15 protein-coding genes, 1 tRNA gene and 2 pseudogenes are annotated in these 20,647 nt (G+C 71.5%); 9 read left to right on the top strand and 9 right to left on the bottom strand.

The features are described from left to right. Positions 1 to 348: pseudogene (locus QQA02_RS11395) on the top strand (hypothetical protein); the annotation flags it as partial. 29 nt (positions 349 to 377) lie between these two features. Here QQA02_RS11395 and QQA02_RS11390 read toward each other — a convergent pair. Then, positions 378 to 974, bottom strand: a complete 597-nt coding sequence (locus tag QQA02_RS11390; protein ID WP_284774842.1) for a methylated-DNA--[protein]-cysteine S-methyltransferase — start codon at positions 972 to 974, stop codon at positions 378 to 380. 79 nt (positions 975 to 1,053) lie between these two features. Beyond that, entirely contained in the window at positions 1,054 to 2,580 is a 1,527-nt protein-coding gene (locus QQA02_RS11385) for an adenylate/guanylate cyclase domain-containing protein (RefSeq protein ID WP_284774844.1), read from the bottom strand. A gap of 118 nt (positions 2,581 to 2,698) precedes the next feature. On the opposite strand from QQA02_RS11385, the gene QQA02_RS11380 reads away from it, so the two are divergent. The 7 genes from QQA02_RS11380 (at position 2,699) to QQA02_RS11350 (ending at position 10,721) form a co-directional block, all read left to right on the top strand. Then, positions 2,699 to 3,934, top strand: coding sequence for a DNA polymerase III subunit delta' (locus QQA02_RS11380; protein WP_284774846.1), 1,236 nt, complete (start codon positions 2,699 to 2,701; stop codon positions 3,932 to 3,934). Between the two features lie 97 nt (positions 3,935 to 4,031). Then, positions 4,032 to 4,107 (top strand) — tRNA-Thr (locus QQA02_RS11375). A 237-nt stretch (positions 4,108 to 4,344) separates the two neighbouring features. Beyond that, positions 4,345 to 6,378 (top strand): glycoside hydrolase family 3 protein, encoded by a 2,034-nt coding sequence (locus tag QQA02_RS11370; protein ID WP_284774849.1) that lies wholly within the window; start codon positions 4,345 to 4,347, stop codon positions 6,376 to 6,378. 157 nt (positions 6,379 to 6,535) lie between these two features. Continuing rightward, positions 6,536 to 7,630 carry an S-(hydroxymethyl)mycothiol dehydrogenase gene (locus tag QQA02_RS11365; RefSeq protein ID WP_284774851.1) on the top strand — a complete coding sequence of 365 codons (1,095 nt, stop codon included), beginning with the start codon at positions 6,536 to 6,538 and terminating at the stop codon, positions 7,628 to 7,630. Next, complete coding sequence (locus QQA02_RS11360; protein WP_284774854.1) at positions 7,630 to 8,265, top strand: MBL fold metallo-hydrolase; 636 nt, start codon at positions 7,630 to 7,632, stop codon at positions 8,263 to 8,265. The genes QQA02_RS11365 and QQA02_RS11360 overlap by 1 nt, the downstream gene beginning before the upstream one ends. Positions 8,266 to 8,373: 108 nt before the next feature. Continuing rightward, positions 8,374 to 9,756, top strand: coding sequence for an MFS transporter (locus tag QQA02_RS11355; protein ID WP_284774856.1), 1,383 nt, complete (start codon positions 8,374 to 8,376; stop codon positions 9,754 to 9,756). A gap of 26 nt (positions 9,757 to 9,782) precedes the next feature. Next, positions 9,783 to 10,721: an NAD-dependent epimerase/dehydratase family protein gene (locus tag QQA02_RS11350; protein WP_284774859.1), complete on the top strand. Its 939-nt coding sequence runs from the start codon at positions 9,783 to 9,785 to the stop codon at positions 10,719 to 10,721. A gap of 15 nt (positions 10,722 to 10,736) precedes the next feature. Here the strand turns inward: QQA02_RS11350 and QQA02_RS11345 are convergent, their stop codons facing one another. The 7 genes and pseudogenes from QQA02_RS11345 to QQA02_RS11315 all read right to left on the bottom strand — a co-directional run bounded on the left by QQA02_RS11345 (position 10,737) and on the right by QQA02_RS11315 (position 18,584). Then, positions 10,737 to 11,690: a DsbA family protein gene (locus QQA02_RS11345; RefSeq protein WP_423777773.1), complete on the bottom strand. Its 954-nt coding sequence runs from the start codon at positions 11,688 to 11,690 to the stop codon at positions 10,737 to 10,739. Between the two features lie 137 nt (positions 11,691 to 11,827). Next, a pseudogene (locus tag QQA02_RS11340) lies at positions 11,828 to 12,151 on the bottom strand (DUF2304 domain-containing protein); the annotation flags it as partial. An 8-nt stretch (positions 12,152 to 12,159) separates the two neighbouring features. Continuing rightward, positions 12,160 to 12,873 (bottom strand): polyprenyl-phospho-N-acetylgalactosaminyl synthase PpgS, encoded by a 714-nt coding sequence (gene ppgS / locus QQA02_RS11335; RefSeq protein WP_284774862.1) that lies wholly within the window; start codon positions 12,871 to 12,873, stop codon positions 12,160 to 12,162. Positions 12,874 to 12,887: 14 nt separating this feature from the next. Beyond that, on the bottom strand, positions 12,888 to 13,763 hold the full coding sequence (locus QQA02_RS11330) for a glycosyltransferase (protein WP_284774863.1): 876 nt from the start codon (positions 13,761 to 13,763) through the stop codon (positions 12,888 to 12,890). Between the two features lie 10 nt (positions 13,764 to 13,773). Then, entirely contained in the window at positions 13,774 to 15,033 is a 1,260-nt protein-coding gene (locus QQA02_RS11325; RefSeq protein WP_284774865.1) for a hypothetical protein, read from the bottom strand. A gap of 107 nt (positions 15,034 to 15,140) precedes the next feature. Beyond that, positions 15,141 to 17,249, bottom strand: coding sequence for a prolyl oligopeptidase family serine peptidase (locus tag QQA02_RS11320; RefSeq protein WP_284774867.1), 2,109 nt, complete (start codon positions 17,247 to 17,249; stop codon positions 15,141 to 15,143). Positions 17,250 to 17,366: 117 nt separating this feature from the next. Further along, the gene (locus QQA02_RS11315) at positions 17,367 to 18,584 is read right to left on the bottom strand and encodes an alpha/beta hydrolase (RefSeq protein ID WP_284774868.1); all 1,218 of its coding nucleotides are present in this window, start codon (positions 18,582 to 18,584) and stop codon (positions 17,367 to 17,369) included. Between the two features lie 591 nt (positions 18,585 to 19,175). Here QQA02_RS11315 and lpdA point away from each other — a divergent pair. Next, entirely contained in the window at positions 19,176 to 20,585 is a 1,410-nt protein-coding gene (gene lpdA / locus QQA02_RS11310) for a dihydrolipoyl dehydrogenase (RefSeq protein WP_284774870.1), read from the top strand. Positions 20,586 to 20,647: the final 62 nt, after the last annotated feature.

Here is a 20,647-nt window from a genome sequence, read left to right as displayed (position 1 = left end):
CAGGTCCCGGTCCTTGCGGCCCCGACCGCGGTGGCCGGCCCGGCGGTCGCGCTGACTGCGGCGCTGGCCAACGACCGCCGCCTGGTCGACGCCCAGGGGCCCGGGCGCAGCGCGCTGCGCGGCGTGACCCGCGCCGGGGCGGGTCTGGACTCGCCGTCGGCGGTGGCCGCGATGGGCCTGGGGCACGCGGGCAACCTGCTGCTCGGCGTGCAGGCCGTGCAGCTGCTGCGCGGGGCGTTCGGGGCGCCCTCCGGCGGCGGCTTCGGGGCGCGCGTCGTCGACGCGCTGGCCCGCGAGGCGCACATCTTCGCGCACCTGCTCATGGTGCACGGGCTGGAGCGGCGCTAGAGCTCGACCGGCGCCGCCGGGGCGCGACCTCAGCGCATGCGCTCGAGGCGCAGCAGCGCGCGCTTGGTGTCCGGCCCTCCGGCGTAGCCGCCGATGTTGCCGTCCACCGACCCGCCCGAGGGCAGCACCCGGTGGCAGGGCACCACGATCGGCAGGGGGTTCTTCGCGCAGGCGGTGCCCACCGCGCGGGCGGCCCTGGGGTTTCCGATGGCCTCGGCGATCTCTCCGTAGGTGGCCGTCTTTCCGTAGCCGATCAGGGAGAGCCGGCGCTGGGCGCGGTCGCGGACCCGCTCGCCGCGGGCGTAGGCGACCGGCAGGGAGAACATGCGGCGCAGGCCGGCGAAGTAGTCGCCGAACTGCACGGCGATGTTGATCAGGGCGGCGGTGTCCTCGGGCTTGAAGCCCAGCTCGGCGACGGCGGTGACCACCCCGGAGGCGTAGGCGTCCAGGTCGTCGAGGTCACCGGTGCGCTCGGTGTCGAGGGCGGCGGCGACCTCGCCGGTGGTGGGCACGGTCCCGATGACCGGGGTCTCCGGGTCAGCGCCGAACTGCACGGCGGTGAGCAGGCCGTTTTCGACGACGATCGTCAAGGTACCGACAGGGGTTCCGATGGCGAGAATCGACATACCTCGAGCCTAAGACAGCCATTTTTCGCTCGCTCGGTGAGGTCGGCGAAAACGTCGCGCGGCGCGACGTCGGAAAGCGTCAGGAACGGTCGGCCAGGGTCTGGCGGATCGGGCGCGCCAGCTGCGTCATCTCGTGGCGGCCGCGCAGCTCGATGGACTTCATCATCGTCCAGCGGGCGCGCTCGGCCTCGTTGGCGCCGCGCAGGGTGGCGGCGTTGGTGAGCACCCGACCGGGGGTGTCCTTGGCCAGTTCGGTCAGGCGCGCGGCCTGGTTCACCGCGTCGCCGATGACGGTGTACTCGAAGCGGTCCGCGCCGCCGATGTGGCCGGCGACGACGTGCCCGGCGGCCACGCCGATGCCCGCCTGCAGCTGCAGACCTTTAAGCTCCTCGCGCAGCTCGCGGGCGGCGGTCAGCGCCATCGAGTTGGCGTCGGTGAGGGCGAGCGGGGCGCCGAAGACGGCGAGCGCGGCGTCGCCCTGGAACTTGTTGATGATGCCGCGGTTGCGGTGCACGGTCTCCACGACGTGCTTGAAGAACCGGTTGAGCTCGGCGACGACCTCCTCCGGGGTGTGGCTGACAGCGAAGGCGGTCGAGCCAATGACGTCGATGAACAGCACGGCGACCTTGCGGTCCTCGCCGCCGAGGGTGGGCCGCTCCTCGAGGGCGCGGCGGGCGACCTCGACGCCGACGTAGCGGCCGAAGATGTCGCGCACCCGCTCGCGCTCGCGCAGCCCGCGCATCATCTCGTTGAAGCCGGCCTGCAGCACGCCGATCTCGGAGCCGTCGTAGATGTCGACCTGCGTGTCCGAGTCGCCGCGGCGCACGCGGTTGATCGCCTGCTGCAGCTCCTGGATCGGGTCGACGACGCTCATGATCGACAGCGTGGTGCCGAAGAAACCGGTCACCAGCGCCGCCAGGATCAGCCACAGGGTGGCCGGGATGATGTCGGCGGCGTTGTCGGTGAAGTAGCCGGCCTCCTGGCCGAGGATCAGCAGCAGCACGCCGACCGAGGGCACCGCGGAGGTCAGAAGCCACGTCATGCGCAGCCGCTGCTTGATCGGCGGCTCGAGGGTCGAGTCCTCGAAGCGGCGCGACAGCGCCATCGCCGCGACGGGGCGCACCATGCGCTCGGCGCACAGGTAGGTCAGCAGCACCACGACGGCGCCGGCGAGCAGCGTGGCCACGCCGATGACCACCGCCAGACGGCCCGAGCTGGTGGCGGCGACGGAGACGGCCAGCACGATGCCGATCGCCCAGACGATCGCGCACACCCCGGCCTGGTAGACGGGCAGGCGCAGCACCAGCGTGCGCACCATGTTCGGGTCGTGGTCGTCGGGGTCGCGCTGCCACTCGAGGACGGGGCGGAACATCAGGAGTGTGACCACCACGCCGACGACGATCGCGAAGATGACGTAGGCGACGCCCACGGCGGGCAGGTCCGTCATGTCCGTGTCAAACTCGGCGATCTCCGGCATCGGGATCATGAAGCGGATGAACAGCATGATCGCGGCCGCGCCGAGCACGTTCGCGCCGAGCACGAGTGCCGCGTACAGCGGCCACGAGGTGGTCAACACCCAGCGCAGCGCGCGCAGCAGTCGTCTCATGGTCTCCCACTCTATCGGCCCCGCCCGCCGGGTGTGCCGGGTGCGGGGGAGACGCCGCCCCGGGCGGACGCCGCAGGCGGGCGGGACGGGGGTGCGGCGTGCACTAGGGTGGGCGGTTGTGACGAACTTGGTGGAGGAGGCGCTTTCCGACGCCCCGCGTGTCCGGGAGGTCGTGCACGGCGCCGTGGTCGCGGCGCGTGCCCGTGCCGCCTCCGGCTTCAGCGAGGAGGCCGTGGGCGCGGGGGAGCGCTCGGCGATGACCCACTCCTGGGTGATCACCGGCGGGCCCGGCTCCGGGCGCCTGCAGGTCGCCCGGGCCTTCGCCGCGGGCCTGGAGTGCACCGACCCGGAGACCCCGGGCTGCGGGCGCTGCGAGGCGTGCCGGGCCGTGATGAACGGCTCGCACACCGACGTCCAGGAGTTCCGGACCCGCAAGTACTCCATCGCGGTGTCGGTGGCGCGCGAGGACATCGTGCCCACGGTCAGCCAGCTGCCCACGGTGGGCCGCTGGCGCGTGGTGATCATCGACAACGCCGACCGGCTCACCGGTCAGGCCGCCGACGCGCTGCTCAAGACCGTCGAGGAGCCCTCGAAGCAGTCGGTGGTGCTCTTCTGCGCGCCGTCGGTGGACCCGGAGGACTTCTCGGTGACGCTGCGCTCGCGCTGCCGGCACATCTACGTCCCGCCGCCGTCGGTGGAGCGCATCGTGCGCCTGCTCGTGCGCGAGGAGGGGGCCCCGGAGCACGACGCGGCACTGGCCGCCCAGGCCTCGCTGCGGCACATCGGGCGGGCGCGCCTGCTGGTCACCGACGAGGGCATGCAGCGTCGGCGCGCCCGGGTGCTGCGCCTGGCGGAGCTGGTCAACCACGGCGACGTCGCCTTCCGCGAGATCAGCACCCTGGTCAAGGCCACGAAGAAGGAGTCCGAGGAACTCCACGCCGAGGAGGAGGCCGAGGAGGCCGAGACGCTCCGGCGCTCCTTCGGCGCCGGCGGGCGCGGCAAGGGCGTGGCAAAGCTCGCCCGGGAGGCCGAGCGGGCGGTCAAGAGCCTCGAGGAGGAGCAGAAGAGGCGCCACAAGCGCATCCACCGGGACCTGATCGACCTGTGCCTGGTCGACCTCTCGGGGCTCTACCGCGACGCCTTCCTGCGGGCCGTCGACGCCCCGGGTGATCCGGTGCACCCGGACTTCGCCGAACTGGCCGGCGAGATCGCCGGGCAGGTCGGGGCGGCGGGCCTGGCGGACTGCCTGGAGGCGATCGGACAGTGCCGCGAACACCTGAAGCAGAACGTGTGGCCGCAGATCGCCCTCGACGGGCTGATGGGCAAGCTGCGCATGGCCTACGGGGTGCGCTGAGGGGCGGGGGCGTGCCGGTGTCCCGGCGTTTTCGTTCCCGGGCGCGTCTGCGCTAGGCTGTGCAACCGTGCCATTGCGCCTTTGGGTGCGTGAGCGCGCCGCCTTAGCTCAGTCGGTAGAGCGATTCACTCGTAATGAATAGGTCGCGAGTTCGATTCTCGCAGGCGGCTCCACTCCAGCCCCTCCCGAGCGGTTCCCCGCCGGGAGGGGCTTCGTGCTGCGCGGGGTCTTGAGGGCGGTTGTCCCGGGGCTGTCCGTGCGGGCGCCGGCGCGACGTGTGGGGGAGGGGGTGATGTGTCCCAGTCGGTGAGATATGTCATATGGTTCATGGGGTTATGCAACGTATCCTGGGGTGATTGAGAACGGAGCGCCGATCGGCCGCCCGGAGAATCAGGAGGTTTGTCCCAGACATGTCCGAGATCCAGCACGACAACCACGGTCAGCCCGAGATCGGCACCCGTGCCGATGCGGTGATCGAGGTCGACGGCCTGAAGTTCCGTGACCTCAACGGCAACGGCACCCTCGAGCCCTACGAGGACTGGCGCCTGAGTCCCGCCGAGCGAGCCGCGGACCTGGTCTCCCGGATGACGCTCGAGGAGAAGGCCGGGATGATGATCATCGGCTCGCACTACCCGGGCTACTCCGCCTTCCTGCCCGAGCCCGACGAGAACGCGCTGCTCAACCCGCGCGACGTCTGGCGTGAGAACAACCCGATCACCGGCCAGCCCTACCCGCGCCCGGTGCTGGTGACCTCGGCGACGGACAAGGCACTCAACGAGCGCTTCCAGCACTTCTTCATCGTCCGCGACGACCCGCCCGCCCGCGACCTGGCCCACTGGACCAACGCGGTGCAGGAAGCCGCCGAGAAGACCCGCCTGGGCGTGCCCGTGGTCTTCGCCTCCAACCCGCGCAACCACGTCGCACTCGTCGCCCAGTTCGGCGTCAACGAGTCCGCCGGCGTCTTCTCCGAGTGGCCCGGCGAGCTCGGCCTGGCCGCCCTGCGCGACCCGGAGCTGGTCGAGGAGTTCGGCCGCCGCATCGCCCGCGAGTGGCGCGCGGCCGGCATCCACAAGATCTACGGCTACATGGCCGACCTGCCCACCGAGCCGCGCTGGTCGCGCTTCAACGGCACCTTCGGCGAGGACGTCGACATGGTCTCCCGCTACGTCGAGGCCATCGTGCGCGGCATGCAGGGCGAGAAGCTCGGCACCGACTCGGTGGCCACCACCGTCAAGCACTTCCCGGGCGGCGGCGTGCGCACCGACGGCCACGACCCGCACTTCTCCTGGGGCCAGTCCAACGAGTACCCGACCGACGGCGCCCTGGAGAAGTACCACCTGTCGCCGTTCGAGGCCGCCGTGCGCGCCGGGGTCTCGTCGATCATGCCGTACTACGCCAAGCCCGTGAACACCTCGGCGCGCCAGCTGCCCGCGGAGCTGCAGGGTGAGGACGGCCAGTTCGAGGAGGTCGCCTTCGCCTACAACGCCCCGGTCATCAAGGGCCTGCTGCGCGACCGCCTCGGCTTCGCCGGCTACGTCAACTCCGACTCCGGCGTCATCGACGAGATGCCGTGGGGCGTCGAGGACCTCAGCGAGCCGGAGCGCTTCGCCGCTGCCGTCAAGGCCGGCACCGACATCTTCTCCGACATGGCCGACCCGACCCAGCTGATCGCCGCGGTCAAGGAGGGCCACCTCGACGAGTCCGCGCTGGACGCCTCGGTGGCGCGCCTGGCCGCCGAGATGGTCGAGCTGGGGCTCTTCGAGAACCCCTACGTCGACGAGGACGTCGCCGAGCGCGAGGTCGGCGGCACCGAGGTCGCCGAGCTCGGCGCGAAGACGCAGCGCCGGTCGGTGACCCTGCTGCGCTCGGACAAGTTCCTGCTGCCGCTGGACCTGGAGTCCTCGCCGATGGTCTACGTCAAGGTCACCGGCCGCGTCGGCCCGGGCAAGGTGGAGCAGCGCCTCGCCGCGGCCGTCGGCGAGGTCTGGCCGCACGCGCGGGTCACCGACAAGGTCGAGGACGCCGATCTGGCCATCGTGTGGGCGCGCCCCGAGATCCGCCTCTTCGAGGACGACCAGGAGGGCTTCGAGCTCAGCCTGGACCCGCGCGCCGCGGGCGTCGACGTCGAGCAGATCCAGCAGCTCGAGCGCGTCCTGCCGACGGTGCTCGCCGTCGAGATGACCAACCCGTGGCTGCTGCGCGAGATCGAGCCGGGCGCCCGCGCGCTCGTGGCGACCTTCGGCGTGACCCCGGAGAACCTGCTGCGCTCCCTGGCCGGCGAGGACGGCGGCCCGGCTGGCGTGCTGCCGATGGTGCTGCCCGCCTCGGAGAAGGCGGTGCAGGACGCCCCGCGCGACGTGCCCGGCTGCGAGCTGGACAACGGCTACGTCTACCACGACCGCGACGGGGTGGCCTACACCCTCGGCTACGGCCGGCGCCTCTAGCGCGCACGTGCCCGCCGGTCCGGCGGGCCCGGAACGGCCGTGGATCGGGCCCGCCACCTCCCGGGGTGGCGGGCCCGAAAACGGTTTTCAACAGGCGAAACGTCGCGCACCGTCGGTAGGGTCGGGTCATCAAGCACCCGACCGACAGGAGCCACGCATGAGCCAGACCGTCACCGGAGTCATCGCCCGCGCGAAGGGCGCGGAGGTTGAACAGGTAGACGTCGTCATCCCCGACCCGGGCCCGAACGACGTCGTCGTCAAGATCGAGGCCTGCGGGGTGTGCCACACCGACCTCGCCTACCGCGACGGCGACATCGAGGACGCCTTCCCGTTCCTCCTCGGCCACGAGGCCGCCGGCCGCGTCGAGCAGGTCGGCTCCGAGGTCACCCACGTCGCCGAGGGCGACTTCGTCGTCCTGAACTGGCGCGCGGTCTGCGGCGAGTGCCGCGCCTGCCGTCGCGGTGAGCCGCAGTACTGCTTCGCCACCTTCAACGCCTCGCAGAAGATGACGCTTGCCGACGGCACCGAGCTCACCCCGGCGCTCGGCATCGGCTCCTTCGCGGAGAAGACGCTGGTCCACGAGGGCCAGTGCACCAAGGTCCACCCCGACGAGGACCCGGCCGCCGCCGGCCTGCTCGGCTGCGGCGTGATGGCCGGCCTCGGCGCCGCCGTCAACACCGCCGCCGTGCGCCGCGGCGAGTCCGTCGCCGTCTTCGGCCTGGGCGGCGTGGGCATGGCCGCGCTCGCCGGCGCCGAGCTCAACAACGCCTCGACGATCATCGCCGTCGACCTCGACGCCCGGAAGCTGGACCGCGCCCGCGAGTTCGGCGCGACCCACACCATCGACTCCTCGGACCTGAGCGAGCAGGAGGTCATCGACGCCGTCCGCGAGATCACCGACGGCTTCGGCGCGGACGTGACCATCGACGCCGTCGGCATCATGCCGACCTGGCGCCAGGCCTTCTACTCCCGCGACCACGCCGGCCGCATGGTCATGGTCGGCGTGCCGAACCTGACCGACAAGATCGAGGTCCCGGCCATCGACTTCTACTCGCGCGGCGGCTCGCTGCGTCCGGCCTGGTACGGCGACTGCCTGCCGGAGCGTGACTTCTCGGCCTTCGTCGACCTGCACCTGCAGGGCCGCTTCCCGCTGGACAAGTTCGTCTCCGAGCGCATCGGCCTCGACGAGGTCGAGCAGGCCTTCGAGACGATGAAGGCCGGCGACGTGCTGCGATCGGTGGTGGTCTTCTGATGGCACACCCCGATCTGCGCATCGACCACGCCGTGACCTCCGGCACCTTCAAGCTCGACGGCGGCGAGTGGGAGGTCGACAACAACATCTGGCTCGTCGGCGACGACCATGAGGTCTACATCATCGACGCCGCGCACGACGCCGCCCCGATCCTCGAGGCCGTCGACGGCCGCGAGGTCCGCGGCATCATCTGCACCCACGCCCACAACGACCACATCAACGCGCTGCCCGCGCTGCTGGAGAAGGTCGATGCGCCGGTGTGGGTGCACCCCGGCGACCAGATGCTCTGGGACGAGACGCTGCCCGGTGTCGCGCATCAGGACCTCGCCGACGACCAGGTCTTCGACGTCGCCGGCACCGAGATGCGGGTGCTCAACACGCCCGGCCACTCGCCCGGCTCCTGCTGCCTGTACCTGCCCGAGGCGAACGAGCTCTTCTCCGGCGACACGCTCTTCCAGGGCGGCCCCGGCGCCACGGGCCGGTCCTACAGCTCCTTCGACACCATCATCGAGTCGCTGAAGACCTCGATCCTGGACCTGCCGGCGGAGACGACCGTGCGCACCGGCCACGGCGACCACACCACCGTCGGCTCGGAGGCCCCGCACCTCGAGGAGTGGATCCGCCGGGGCTACTGAGTCCCGGTGAGGCCCGCCCACCCCGGGCCACCATTCCGGGGGTGGGGAAATCACAGTCACGTACGGAAAATTCTGTGTCCCCGGACACAGCGGAGTAGCGTTGCGCGCATGATGAAGCGCAGCACCGACGGCGAGAACACGGCCGCGGGTTCCCCGGAACCCGCGGCCTCCGCTGCTCCCACGGCCCCCGCGGGCGCCTCCGGCGCCACGGGGGCCGCCGGCCCGGGCGCGGCCGGCACCCCCGCGGTGTCGCCGAACCCGAAGCTGTGGTTCCTGGTGGTGCTCAACGTCTTCACCGTCGCGTGGGGCGGCAACCAGTTCACCTCGATGCTGGTCTTCTACCGCGGCCGCGGCGAGTTCGCCGACCTCTTCGTCGACTCTATGCTGGCCATCTACGCCGTGGGCGTCGGCGGCGCGCTGCTCATCGGCGGCGCCCTGACCGACCACTACGGCCGTCGCCCGATCATGCTGCCCGCACCGGCGCTCGCCATCGTCGGTAGCCTGCTCATCGCCACCGGCGAGCATGTCGAGGTCCTCATGGCCTCCGGGCGCTTCGTCGCCGGCGTGGCCCTGGGCCTGGCGATGACCGCCGGCGGCGCCTGGGTCAAGGAGCTCTCGGGCGCGCCCTTCGACCCGAAGTCCGCCGCCTCCTCCGGCGCGAAGCGCTTCTCGATGTCCTTCACCCTGGGCCTGGCGATGGGCCCGTTCACCGGCGGCATGCTCGCCCAGTGGGCGGCGCTGCCCGGCCAGCTGATCTATGCGATCCACATCGTGATCACGCTGCTGGTCTACCCGCTGATGTTCAAGGTCCCGGAGACCTACCGCCTCGGCCCCGACGGCCGCCCGCGCGAGCGCCGCGACTCCCGCGGCTCGCTGATGCGGGACATCGCGGTGCCCTCGCTGACAGACAAGCGCTTCCTGCTGATCGTCCTGCCGTGCGCCCCCTGGGTCTTCGGCACCTCGTTCACCTCGCAGACGATCCTGCCGACGCAGATCTACGACCAGCTCTCCCACCCGGTCGCCTACGCCGGCATGATCTCGCTGATCACCATGGGCGTCGGCTTCATGATCCAGCAGTTCGGCCCCCGCATCGACGACCAGGCCGCCCGCGGGCCGTTCCTGAGCATGCTGCTGGCCGCCTGCGGCATGACCATCGCGATGGTCACCACCCTCTTCCCGTCCGCGGCGCTGTCGGTGACCTCCTCGGTCATCCTCGGCCTGGCCTACGGCCTGGGCATGTACATCGGCCTGGCGCAGACGCAGCGCATCGCCCCGGCCGACGACCTGGGCGGGCTGACCGGCTTCTTCTACTGCGCGACCTACGTCGGCATGTTCTTCCCGGCGCTGCTGACGTTCTTCTCCGGCGTCTTCCCGTACCCGGTGATGCTCGGCTTCGGCATCGTCATGGCCTTCGTCTGCATGGCGGTCGCCGTGCCGTCGGCCCGCCGCGCCGCCCGTGAGCGCCGCTCCCGCCTCAGCGAGCCCAGGTAACCCCACCCCAAGTAGAATCAGTGGCCATGCGAACTCTCGTCACCGGCGGCGCCGGCTTCATCGGGTCCCACCTCGTCGATCTGCTCGTGGCGGAGGGCCACGAGGTCACCGTCCTCGACGACCTGTCGAGCGGGCGGCGGGAGAACCTCACTGACGCGCTGGCGGGCGGACACGCCGAGCTGCGGGTCGAGGACCTGCGCTCCGTGGACCTGGACGCGCTGGTCGCCGAGGTCGCCCCCGAGGTCATCTTCCACCTGGCCGCCCAGATCGACGTGCGCCACTCGGTGGCCGACCCGGTCGCGGACGCCGAGCTGAACATCCTGGCGACGATCCGCCTGGCCGAGGCCGCCCGCAAGGCCGGCGTGCGCAAGATCGTGCACACCTCCTCGGGCGGTTCCATCTACGGCGAGCCCGAGAACTTCCCGGTCGACGAGACCGTCCCGGTCGACCCGCACTCGCCCTACGCCGCCTCGAAGTACGCCGGCGAGGTCTACCTGAACACCTTCCGCCACCTCTACGGCCTGCAGTGCTCCTTCATCGCGCCGGCCAACGTCTACGGCCCGCGCCAGAACCCGCACGGCGAGGCCGGCGTGGTCGCGATCTTCTCGGAGCGCCTGCTCAACGGCGAGCCCACCCGCGTTTTCGGCGACGGCGGCAACACCCGCGACTACGTCTTCGTCGGCGACGTCGTGCGCGCCTTCTACCTGGCCTCCGGCGAGACCGGCGACGGCGAGCGCTTCAACATCGGCACCGGCGTGGAGACCTCCGACCGGCAGCTGCACACCCTGGTCGCCCAGGCCGCCGGCGCCTCCGACGACCCCGAGTACGCCCCGGCGCGGCTTGGCGACGTCCCGCGCTCCGCACTGTCGGCCGACAAGGCGCGGCGGGTGCTGGGCTGGACGCCCGAGGTGGACATCGCCGAGGGCGTGGCCCGCACCGTGGACTACTTCCGCGGCGAAGACTGACGGGCCGGCGCCCGACTACTTCTTGTCGAGCTCCGCGTCGATCGCCTTCTTGAACTCCTCGAAGGGCTGCGCGCCGCTCATCGGCTGCTCGCCGACGACGAAGGTGGGAGTGCCATTGACGCCCAGCACCGTGCCGATGGCCATTGCGCGGTCCACGTCGGCGCCGTAGGTGCCGTCCTCGATCTCGCTGCGGAAGCGGTCGATGTCCGGCACGCTGGCCTTCTCGGCGAAGCCGACGAGGTCGTCGATGTCGTTGTCCGGGTGGCCCTCGACGTCCTTCGACGCCTCGTAGAGGACGTCCTTGAACTCCTGGAAGCGGCCCTGCGCGGCGGCCGCGCGGCCGGCCTCGGCAGCCAGGTGCGCCTTCTCGCCGTTGATGGGCATGTCGTTCCACTCGATGCGCACCTTGCCGGTGGCGACGTACTCGTCGAGGATCTGCTGCTCGGTCTCGTTGGCGTACTTCGCGCAGTAGGGGCACTCGAAGTCGGAGAACTCGCTGATCACGACCGGGGCGTCGACCTCGCCGACGGCGAAGGGGTCGTTCTCGATGCGTCGCGGCAGGTCGTCGAAGTCCTGCATCGCGCGGCCCGGGCCCACGATGTGGGCGGCCTGGGCCTGCTCGGTCGAGCGGGTGCCCTGCCAGTGGCCGAGCGCCCAGCCGCCGAGACCGGCGGCCACGACGAGCACGAGCCCGCCGGCGAGGACGGGGGCCAGCCAGCTGCGCCGGTCGCGCTCGGGCGCCTCGGCCATAGCTCCCTCGGCGTCTTCGGCGTCCGGGGTGCCCTCCGCGCCGTGCGTGCCGGCCACGGGCGCGACGCCCTCGGCGCCCTCTGGACGGGGCTCCTCGGTGGCCCAGCCGGTCTCGCCGGCCGGGCGCTGCTGCGCGCCGGCAGCCGTGGCGCCCTGCCGCGCACCCTGGGGCTCGTCGGTGCCCTGCGGCTCGTTCGGGTCGGTGTGCTCGTCGCTCACTCGTTGCTCTCCTCGTCGTTGCCTGCACCGTCGGTGCCGGCGGCGCGTCCAGCGCCGGCGGCGGACGCGGACGCGCGCCCGTTTTCGCCCACGGTACGCGCCGGGACGTCGGCAATCGGGCCGGGCACGCTCGTCGCCTCGGGCGGCACCGCGCCACGCAGGGCGACGGCGCGCGCCAGGCGGGCGTAGCGCAGCTCCTGCTCACGGAAGCGCACCCAGGCGCTGACGGTGGTGAACATGAAGGCCACCACCAGTCCGTAGAGCAGCAGGTCGGTGCCGCGGGAGACACCCACGGCGTTGGCGATCACGGTCAGGTCGTCCGGGCGCAGCACCGCCCAGATGCACACGATGAAGAAGACGATGAAGAACAGCTTCGCGCTGGCCTTCGCACGGGCCTTGCGGCGGTTGCTGAACAGGTACCACGCCAATCCGAGGGTGGCGGCCAGCAGCAGGATCTGCATCACGACAGTCACGGGAGCCTCCTGGCGAGCAGCTCGTCGGCGAGAATGTTGACGCCGTTGAACAGGGACTGGCCCTTGGACATCGAGTACTCGGTGTAGAGGATGTCCACGGGTTGCTCGGCGACCTTCCAGTCGCGCTCGTCCATCAGGGCGACGAACTCACTGGCGTGCGACATGCCGTTCATGCGCAGGTTGAGCTCCTCGGCGACCTTGCGGTCGAAGGCGCGCAGCCCGTTGTGCGCGTCCGTCAGCCCCAGCCGGCGGGTGCGCGCGGAGAGCGCGACGACGGTCTTGAGCACGATGCGCTTGATCAGCGGCACCTGGTCGTCGGCGCTGCGGGCCCGGCCGAAGCGGGTGCCCACGATGATGTCCAGGTCCTCGCGGCGCAGCCGGCCGACCATCGCGACGACGTCCTTGACCTGGTGCTGGCCGTCGGCGTCGAAGGTGACGAAGAACCGCGAGCCCGGCTGGGCGCGCGCGTACTCCACACCCGTCTGGATCGCCGCGCCCTGGCCCAGGTTGACCGGGTGGCGCACCAGGTGGGCGCCGGCGGCGTGGATCTGCTCGGCGGAGCCGTCGGCCGAGCCGTCGTCGACGGCGACGATGTTCGGGAAGGTCCTGCGCGCGTTCGCGATGACCTCGCCGATCACCGTGGCCTCGTTGTAGCAGGGGATGATCAGCCAGGTGTCGGCGAACGCCGCCGGGTCACGGGTGGATTCCATGGTCTCCTTCCGGGCTAGTTGGACGCGTCGCCCGCGGTGCCCGTCCCGCCGCGGCGGTGGAAGAGCAGGGCGTAGGTGCGCGAGAGCAGAGCCGTCGGCAACAGACGATACGCGCTGCGGACCAGGAAATTCAGCACGGCGCGCGGCTTGGAGACCAAGCCGTAGGAGACGAGGTTGCGCTGCATGGTGCGCTCCGCGGCGAACATGTCGCGGCCTGTGCGCCGCCCGGTCTGCGCCGGGGAGGTGCGGAACCAGGTGAGCGCCTCGGGCAGGTTGTGGAAGCGCGCGCCGGTGGCCAGCATCCGCGCCCACAGGTCGTAGTCCTCCATCAGGTGCACGTCGCGGTAGCCGCCCGCGCGGCGTACAGCGGCGGTGCGCATCATCACCGAGGGGTGGTTGACCGGGGAGTTCAGGCGCGCGTAGCGGGCGATCTGCGGGTGGTTCTCCGGCAGGGTGCGCACGCCGCCGGCGGCGCGCTCGAGCGAGCCCGTCCCGCGGTACGTCTCGTCGTCGAACTCGCGCAGCGCGGTGCCGAGGACATCGACGCCGGGGTGCTCCTCCAGGTAGGCGAGCTGGCGCTCGAAGCGCCCGGGCGTGGCGACGTCGTCGGAGTCGAGCCGGGCGATCCACTCGGCGTCGACGTGGCGCATGCCCTCGATGAGCGCGGGACCCGCGCCCCGGTTCTGCTTGAGAGGTACGTGGTGCGCCTCCGGGTGGGCGTCCAGGAACCGCTTGACGACGTCGCGCGTGGCGGCCTCGACGGGCCCGTCGCGCACGATGACGACGCTCTCGGCCGGACGCGTCTGCGCGGCCAGCGATTTCAGCGCCGCGGCCATGTCGTCGGCGTCGGTGCCCCGGTAGTAGGTCATCAGGGCGGCGAGGGTGGGCATGGGCAGAATCTTAGGACATGGTGCCCGTCGTGGGGTGGTGCGCCGGGCGGCGGCCGAGCGCGACCAGGTGCACGGCGGCGCCGGCCGTCGGCCCGGCGATCAGGGCGGTGCACACCGCGGGCACGAGCGCCAGCGGGGTGAACAGGACGGCGAAGGCGACCACCGAGGAGGTCAGCCAGCCGGCGACGTAGTGGCCGTGGCGCTCCACGGCCAGGGTGGCCGCCCCGGTGATCATCAGGCAGCCGGTGAAGGCGGATGCGAAGGTCAAAATCGCCAGCACCCCGCCGGGCACCATGAGCTCCTCCTTGCCGAAGGCCACCTCGAGGATCCACGGGCCGACCGCCCAGGCGGCCAGCGCGCCGACCGCGCCGAGGGCCAGCGTGGCCGCCAGCGGGGTGCCCAGCGCCCGGTAGAGGGTCTCCCGGTGGGCCACGAAGCGCACGATGAGCGCGGACTGGAAGCGTTGCAGGGGCACCAGGATCGGCGCGCGGGTCAGCGTGACCGCGAGGATGATCCCGGCGACGGTCACCGAGGCGCCGTCCCCGGAGCCGACGGCGTGGGCGGCGGGACCGGCGTCCTTGAAGCTGGCCTGGACGAAGACGGGGAAGCCCGTGATCAGCGCGGCCGAGGCACCGGTGGCCACCATCGCGGAGAGCGCGCGCCGGGTCAGGCGGCGGGCGTCGACGTCGACGGGGGTGCGCAGGCGCTCGCGGGCCTGCGGGTCGGTGCCGAGCACGACCAGCCAGCTGACCGTGCCGATGACGGTGACCCACAGCAGCGCCTGGCCGCCCAGCCCCAGGGCCCAGGCGGCGATGACGGCCAGCAGGCGCACCCCGGAGTCGAGGGCGACCAGGGCGGCGTAGCGGCCCCACATCTTCAGCCCGGAGAGCACGCCGGAGAGTACGGCCTGCAGCGTGTAGGAGGCGAGACCTGCGGCGAGCAGCCCGGTGGCCGCCGCCGGGGGATCGGCCATGATCCGGTCCATGCCGAGCGCCCCGCCGATGCCCGCGATGACGGCGGCGACCAGGGCGACGACGGCGCCGAGGCGCCAGGGCGAGGCCTTCGAGGCCCGGCCGGTCTCGCGGGCGTCGGCCACGGCGCGGGTGGTCTCTTGCATCACGCCGTCGATGGCGCCGGTGAGCGCAAAGAAGAGGCCCCAGTACGCCTGGAACTCGGCGTAGGAGGCGGCGTCGACGGTGAAGGACGCGAGCCAGATGACGATGAAGCCGCTGGCTGCGGCGAAGACTGTGGCCAGGGAGAGCGAACGCATCAGGACTAGAACCTACCCCGTGCGCCCGCCCGGACCGAGTCGCCGCGGTCGGTCGAGCGGGGTGGGGCGGGGCGTGGGCGGGGCGCTGTGCCAGGCCGAAGCGGCGCCTAGAGCCCCAGGGCCGTGTAGAGCCAGCAGTAGATGAGCGCCTCCACGCGGGCGACCTGTCGGTTGTCGGCCGCGCCGGCGTGGCCGCCCTCGGTGTTCTCGAAGTAGTCGACGGGCTGGCCCGCCTCGGCCAGGACGCGGGCGAAGAGCCGGGCGTGGGCGGGGTGGACGCGGTCGTCGCGCGTCGAGGTGGTCACCAGCGCCGGGGGATAGGCCCGCTCGGAGTGGGCCGCGACGTTGTGCAGCGGGGAGTAGGAGGCGATGACCTCGCGCTCCTCGGGGATCTCCGGGTCGCCGTACTCGGCCATCCAGGAGGCCCCGGCCGAGAGCGTGTGGTAGCGCAGCATGTCCGTCAGGGGCACCTGGATCACCGCCGCGCCGAGGTCCTGCGGGTACTGCGTGAGCGCACCGGAGGTCAGCAGCCCGCCGTTGGAGCCGCCGCGCACGGCGAGCTTGTCGGGGGTGGCGTAGCCGCGGGCGACGAGGTCCTCGAGGACGGCGCGGTGGTCCTCGAAGACGCGGCGCCGGTTCAGCTTGGTGGCCTGGGTGTGCCAGTCGGGGCCGAACTCCCCGCCGCCGCGCAGGTTGGGCTGGACCCAGGTGAAGCCGCGCTCGAGCCAGGCCATGCCGCGCACCGCCGAGTAGCCGGGCACCAGCGAGACCTCGAATCCGCCGTAGCCGCCGACGAGCGTCGGGGCCGGCTGCGGGGCGGTGTCGGCGGCGCCGCCGAAGCGGCCGACGACGAAGTAGGGGATCTCGGTGCCGTCGGCCGAGCGCGCCCAGTGCTGGCGGGGCTCTACACCGGTCGCGTCGAAGCGCTCCGGGGCCCGGCGGACCTCCTCGAGACGCGGGTCCCCGGCATCGGCGACGCGGTAGAGCGTGGCCGGGCGGGTGAAGCTGGAGGTGTTGATCCACAGCTCATCGCCGTCCCACTCCGAGGCCGCGATGACCGAGGCCGTGACCAGCCCGGGGATCTCCAGCTCGGTCAGTGGGGCGGCTTCGGCGCCCTCGCCCGCGGCGTCGGCGGCGTTCGGCTCGAGCGGGGTCACCAGGATCCGGGTGACCACGTCGCGCAGCTCGGTGAGCACCAGGTGGTTCTTAGTGCTGACCACCGACTGCAGCGAGGCGTGCGCGTCGGGCGTGTAGACCGGCGTGAACTCGCGCGAACCGGCCAGGAAGTCCTCGAGCGCGCAGCGGCCCAGCCCGCCGGCGGGCACCCCGGCGAAGTCGGTGCGCGGCCAGACGAACAGCCAGCGCCCGCGGATGACGGTCTCGCAGTCCTCGGGCACCTGGATCGGCCGCCAGGGGATCTCGGTGCCCTCGGCCTCGAAGGCGTCGAGCGCGCTGAGCGGCGCGGTCCACTCGCTGGAGCGGTAGAAGTCCAGGGCCCGTGAGAACAGCAGCCGGCGCGGCTCGCGCGCCGTGTCCGCCCACGCCCCCGCGGCGACGTCGCGCCGCTCGCCGACGGCGACCACCGGGGCGTCGGCAAGCGGGGCGCCACGCCGCCACAGGCGTGTCTGCAACGGGTAGCCGGACTCGGTCAGGCTGTCCTCGCCGAGGTCGGTGCCGATGAGCAGGCGGTCGCGGTCGACCCAGCTCACGGACGTCTTCGCGGCGGGCACCTCGAAGGGGGAGTCGGTGACGAAGGCGCCGGCGGTGAGGTCGAACTCGCGCAGCACCACGGCGTCGGCGCCGCCGCGCGAGAGGCGCACCAGGGCGCGGTCGCAGTCGGGGCGCAGCACCTGCGCGCCCTTCCACACCCAGCTCTCGTCCTCGGCGGCGGCCAGGGCGTCGACGTCGACCAGGACGCGCCAGTCCGGGGCGTCGGCGAGGTAGGAGGCCTCGTCGCAGCAGCGCCACAGGCCGCGGGGGTGCTCGGCGTCGCGCCAGAAGTTGAACAGGCGCTCGCCGCGGCGGTTGACGTAGGGGATGCGGTCGTCGGCGTCGAGGGCGGCGCGGATGCGGGCCTCGAGCGCGTCGTGGCCGGGCACGGACGCGGCGGCGGACTCCGTCTGCGCCGACCAGTCGGACGCCCAGGCGAGGGCGGACGGGTCCTCGACGGACTCCAGGACGGCGGGGTCGATCTCTGCGCGCTTCGGGGTGGTCATGGCGTCCCAGTGTAGGTGGCGGGCGCCGGCGGGACGGGCGGAAAGACGCCGACGGCCCCGCCTCCCCGGGAGGGGACGGCGGGGCCGGTGCTCACCCGACGGGCGGGCGCGTGAGGATCAGGCCTCCACGGCGGGCTGGATGACCTCGCTCCAGGAGCGGCGCAGGTCGTCGAACCAGTAGTTCCAGGTGTGGGTGCCCACGTTGTTGAAGTTGTAGTGGGCCGGGATGTTCAGGCTGTTCAACTTGGCCTCGAGGTTGTGCGTGCACAGGTTGGTCGCGCCCTCGATGCCGCCGCCCTCGACGAGCAGGATGGAGGAGCCGGAGCGCGCGGCCTCCGGGTTCATGCCCTTGCTCTCCATCCAGCCGGCGGTGTCCTGCTCGCCGATCAGGCCGGAGCCGTTGGAGATGTAGAGCTCGGTGCCGCGCAGCTTCTCGGCGTTGAGCAGGGCGTCCTGGTGGCGGTTGGTCTCAGAGCCCTGCGGGCCCCACATCTGCGCCGCGGTGTTGCCGGAGCGGTTGACGGTGATCTCCGCGAAGAGGTTGCCCATCGGGGTGGAGGTCTCCGCGCAGCCGGAGTAGGAGCCGACGGCCTGGTAGAAGCCCGGGTTGTGCTGGGCCAGCAGCAGCGAGGAGGTCGCGGACATCGACATGCCGGCGATCGCGCGCTTGTCGTTGGCGCCGAGCTGCTTCTCGAGCGGGGCGGGCAGCTCCTTGGTCAGGAAGGTCTCCCACTTCTGCGGGCCCTTGAGGCTGCCGCTGGGCTGGTTGACCCAGTCGATGTAGTAGGAGAACTTGCCGGCCATCGGGATGACCAGGTTGACGTCCTGCTCGAGGAAGTAGTCGAGCACGGCGGTGTTGGCGACCCAGTCGTGGGAGTACTGGTCGCCGCCGCCGGCGCCGTTGAGCAGGTAGAAGGTCGGGCGGTTCGGCGACTTCGCCTTGACGGTGACCAGCGGGATGTCGCGGTTCATCGACGGCGAGTGGGCCGTCAGCTCCTGGACGCGGCTGTCCTGCTTGGCCTTCTCCGTGACGATCCCGCGCCACCGCGGCACGGCCGGCTTGCCCTGGTTGGTGGTGAACTGCTTGAGGTAGTCGGCGGAGACCGGCGTGGTGCTGATGGTCGCCTGCGCGGCGTCCGCGGGGGGGGCGGTCTCGGCGGCCGGGGCCTCGGTGGTGCCCTCGGCGGGCGTGCCCTCCGGGGCCGGAGCCTCGGTCGCGCCCTCGGCGGGCGTGCCCTCGGCGGCCGGGTCGGCTGCGGCGGAGTGGACGCCGAGCGTGGTGAACGACAGGGTCGCGGCGGCGACGGCCGCGACGATTCGGCGGGAGACCTTCATGAGCTCGGGATACCTCCGTGAGACGACTTCGGTGACGGGTGTGAGTGGTCTCCCTCCCGAAAGGGGGACCGTATGTACCCGGGATATCTTAACGTGTATGCGGGATCCGGCACAGGTGCCGGTGCGCTTTGCCCCAGGTTACGGTAATATCGCGGCGGATGTTACGCAAGGGGAAATTGTGGCTGGTGTGCAGTCATGTTTCTCCGGCGGGACACCGGCACTGACCGCAGCGCCGCAATGCAGAACTGTCTGAAGAAAATCTCCAGGAAAGGTCCGACATGAACCCCATCGAGCAGATCGTCGTCGCCGTTAACGAGCTCCTCGGCCCCGTCCTCCACCTGATGTCCTCCGGCTCCTCCGAGATCGCCCTCGGCCTCGGCCTGTTCTAGACCGGAGCGACCGGACTCCCGGCCGGGCCCGCCGGCCGGAATGGCGGTCGGGTTCGCCGGACCGACGGCCGCCCAGGGGCGTCCCGCGGTCGCCCCGCGGCGGCCCCCGCAACCCGTGCGGCACGCACCTCACGGGTGACGTCACCCCCGCCCGGACCGCAGAGTGCGGCAATTGTGAGCCGCAGTACGTATCCTTGGCCGCGTGAGTGAGAATTATGATGTTGTAGTCCTCGGTGCCGGCCCCGGAGGGTACGTCGCCGCCATCCGCGCAGCCCAGCTCGGCAAGAAGGTGGCCGTGGTGGAGAAGCAGTACTGGGGCGGCGTCTGCCTCAACGTCGGCTGCATCCCCTCCAAGTCGCTGCTGAAGAACGCCGAGGTGGCCCACACCTTCAACCACGAGGCCAAGACCTTCGGCATCTCCGGCGATGTCTCCTTCGACTTCGGCGTCGCGCACCAGCGCTCCCGCAAGGTCAGTGAGGGCATTGTCAAGGGTGTTCACTACCTGATGAAGAAGAACAAGATCACCGAGATCCACGGTGCCGGTTCCTTCAAGGACGCCCACACCATCGAGATCACCGAGGGTGACGACGAGGGCAAGACCCTCACCTTCGACGACGTGATCATCGCGACCGGCTCGGTGGTCAAGACGCTGCCCGGCGTCGAGCTCTCCGAGAACGTCGTCTCCTTCGAGGAGCAGATCCTCAACCCCGAGGCCCCGAAGAAGATGGTCATCGTCGGCGGCGGCGCCATCGGCATGGAGTTCGCCTACGTCCTGGCCAACTACGGCGTGGAGCTGACCATCGTCGAGTTCATGGACCGCGTGCTGCCCAACGAGGAGCCCGAGGTCTCGAAGGCGATCGCCAAGGAGTACAAGAAGCTCGGCGTGAAGCTGCTGACCGGTTACAAGACCACCGCCGTGCGCGACAACGGCGACTCCGTCGAGGTCGACGTCGAGAGCAAGGACGGCTCCAAGCAGGACACCCTGACCGTCGACCGCGTCCTGATCTCCGTCGGCTTCGCCCCGCGCGTCGAGGGCTTCGGCCTGGAGAACACCGGCGTCAAGCTCACCGAGCGCGGCGCCATCGACGTCGACGAGCGCATGCGCACCAACGTCGAACACGTCTACGCCATCGGTGACGTCACCGCCAAGCTGCAGCTCGCGCACGTCGCCGAGGCCCAGGGTGTGGTCGCCGCCGAGACCATCGCCGGCGCCGAGACCCAGGAGCTGGGCGACTACCAGTTCATGCCGCGCGCGACCTTCTGCAACCCGCAGGTCGCCTCCTTCGGCTACACCGGGGCCGCCGCCAAGGAGAAGTGGGCCGACCGCGAGATCGTCTCCGCGACCTTCCCGTTCAGCGCAAACGGCAAGGCCGTCGGCATGGGCGAGCCCGCCGGCTTCGCCAAGGTCATCGTCGACAAGGAGTTCGGCGAGATCGTCGGTGCCCACCTCGTCGGCGCGAACGTCTCCGAGATGCTCGCCGAGCTGACCCTGGCCCAGCGCTTCGACCTGACCGCCGAGGAGATCGGACGCAACGTCCACATCCACCCGACGATGTCGGAGGCCGTCAAGGAGGCCGCCGAGGGCACCCTCGGCCACATGATCAACCTCTGATCACCGCCCCCCCGCGGGGAGACCCCCCGAGGGGAGTCCCGCCCGGGGAACCGACGCCGGCC

The organism is Corynebacterium sp. MSK006, assembly GCF_030232385.1.
Taxonomy (GTDB): Bacteria; Actinomycetota; Actinomycetes; order Mycobacteriales; family Mycobacteriaceae; genus Corynebacterium; species Corynebacterium frankenforstense_A.
The sequence above is the reverse complement of the archived record's forward strand: the minus strand, read 5'-3'. Positions and strand labels throughout refer to the sequence as shown.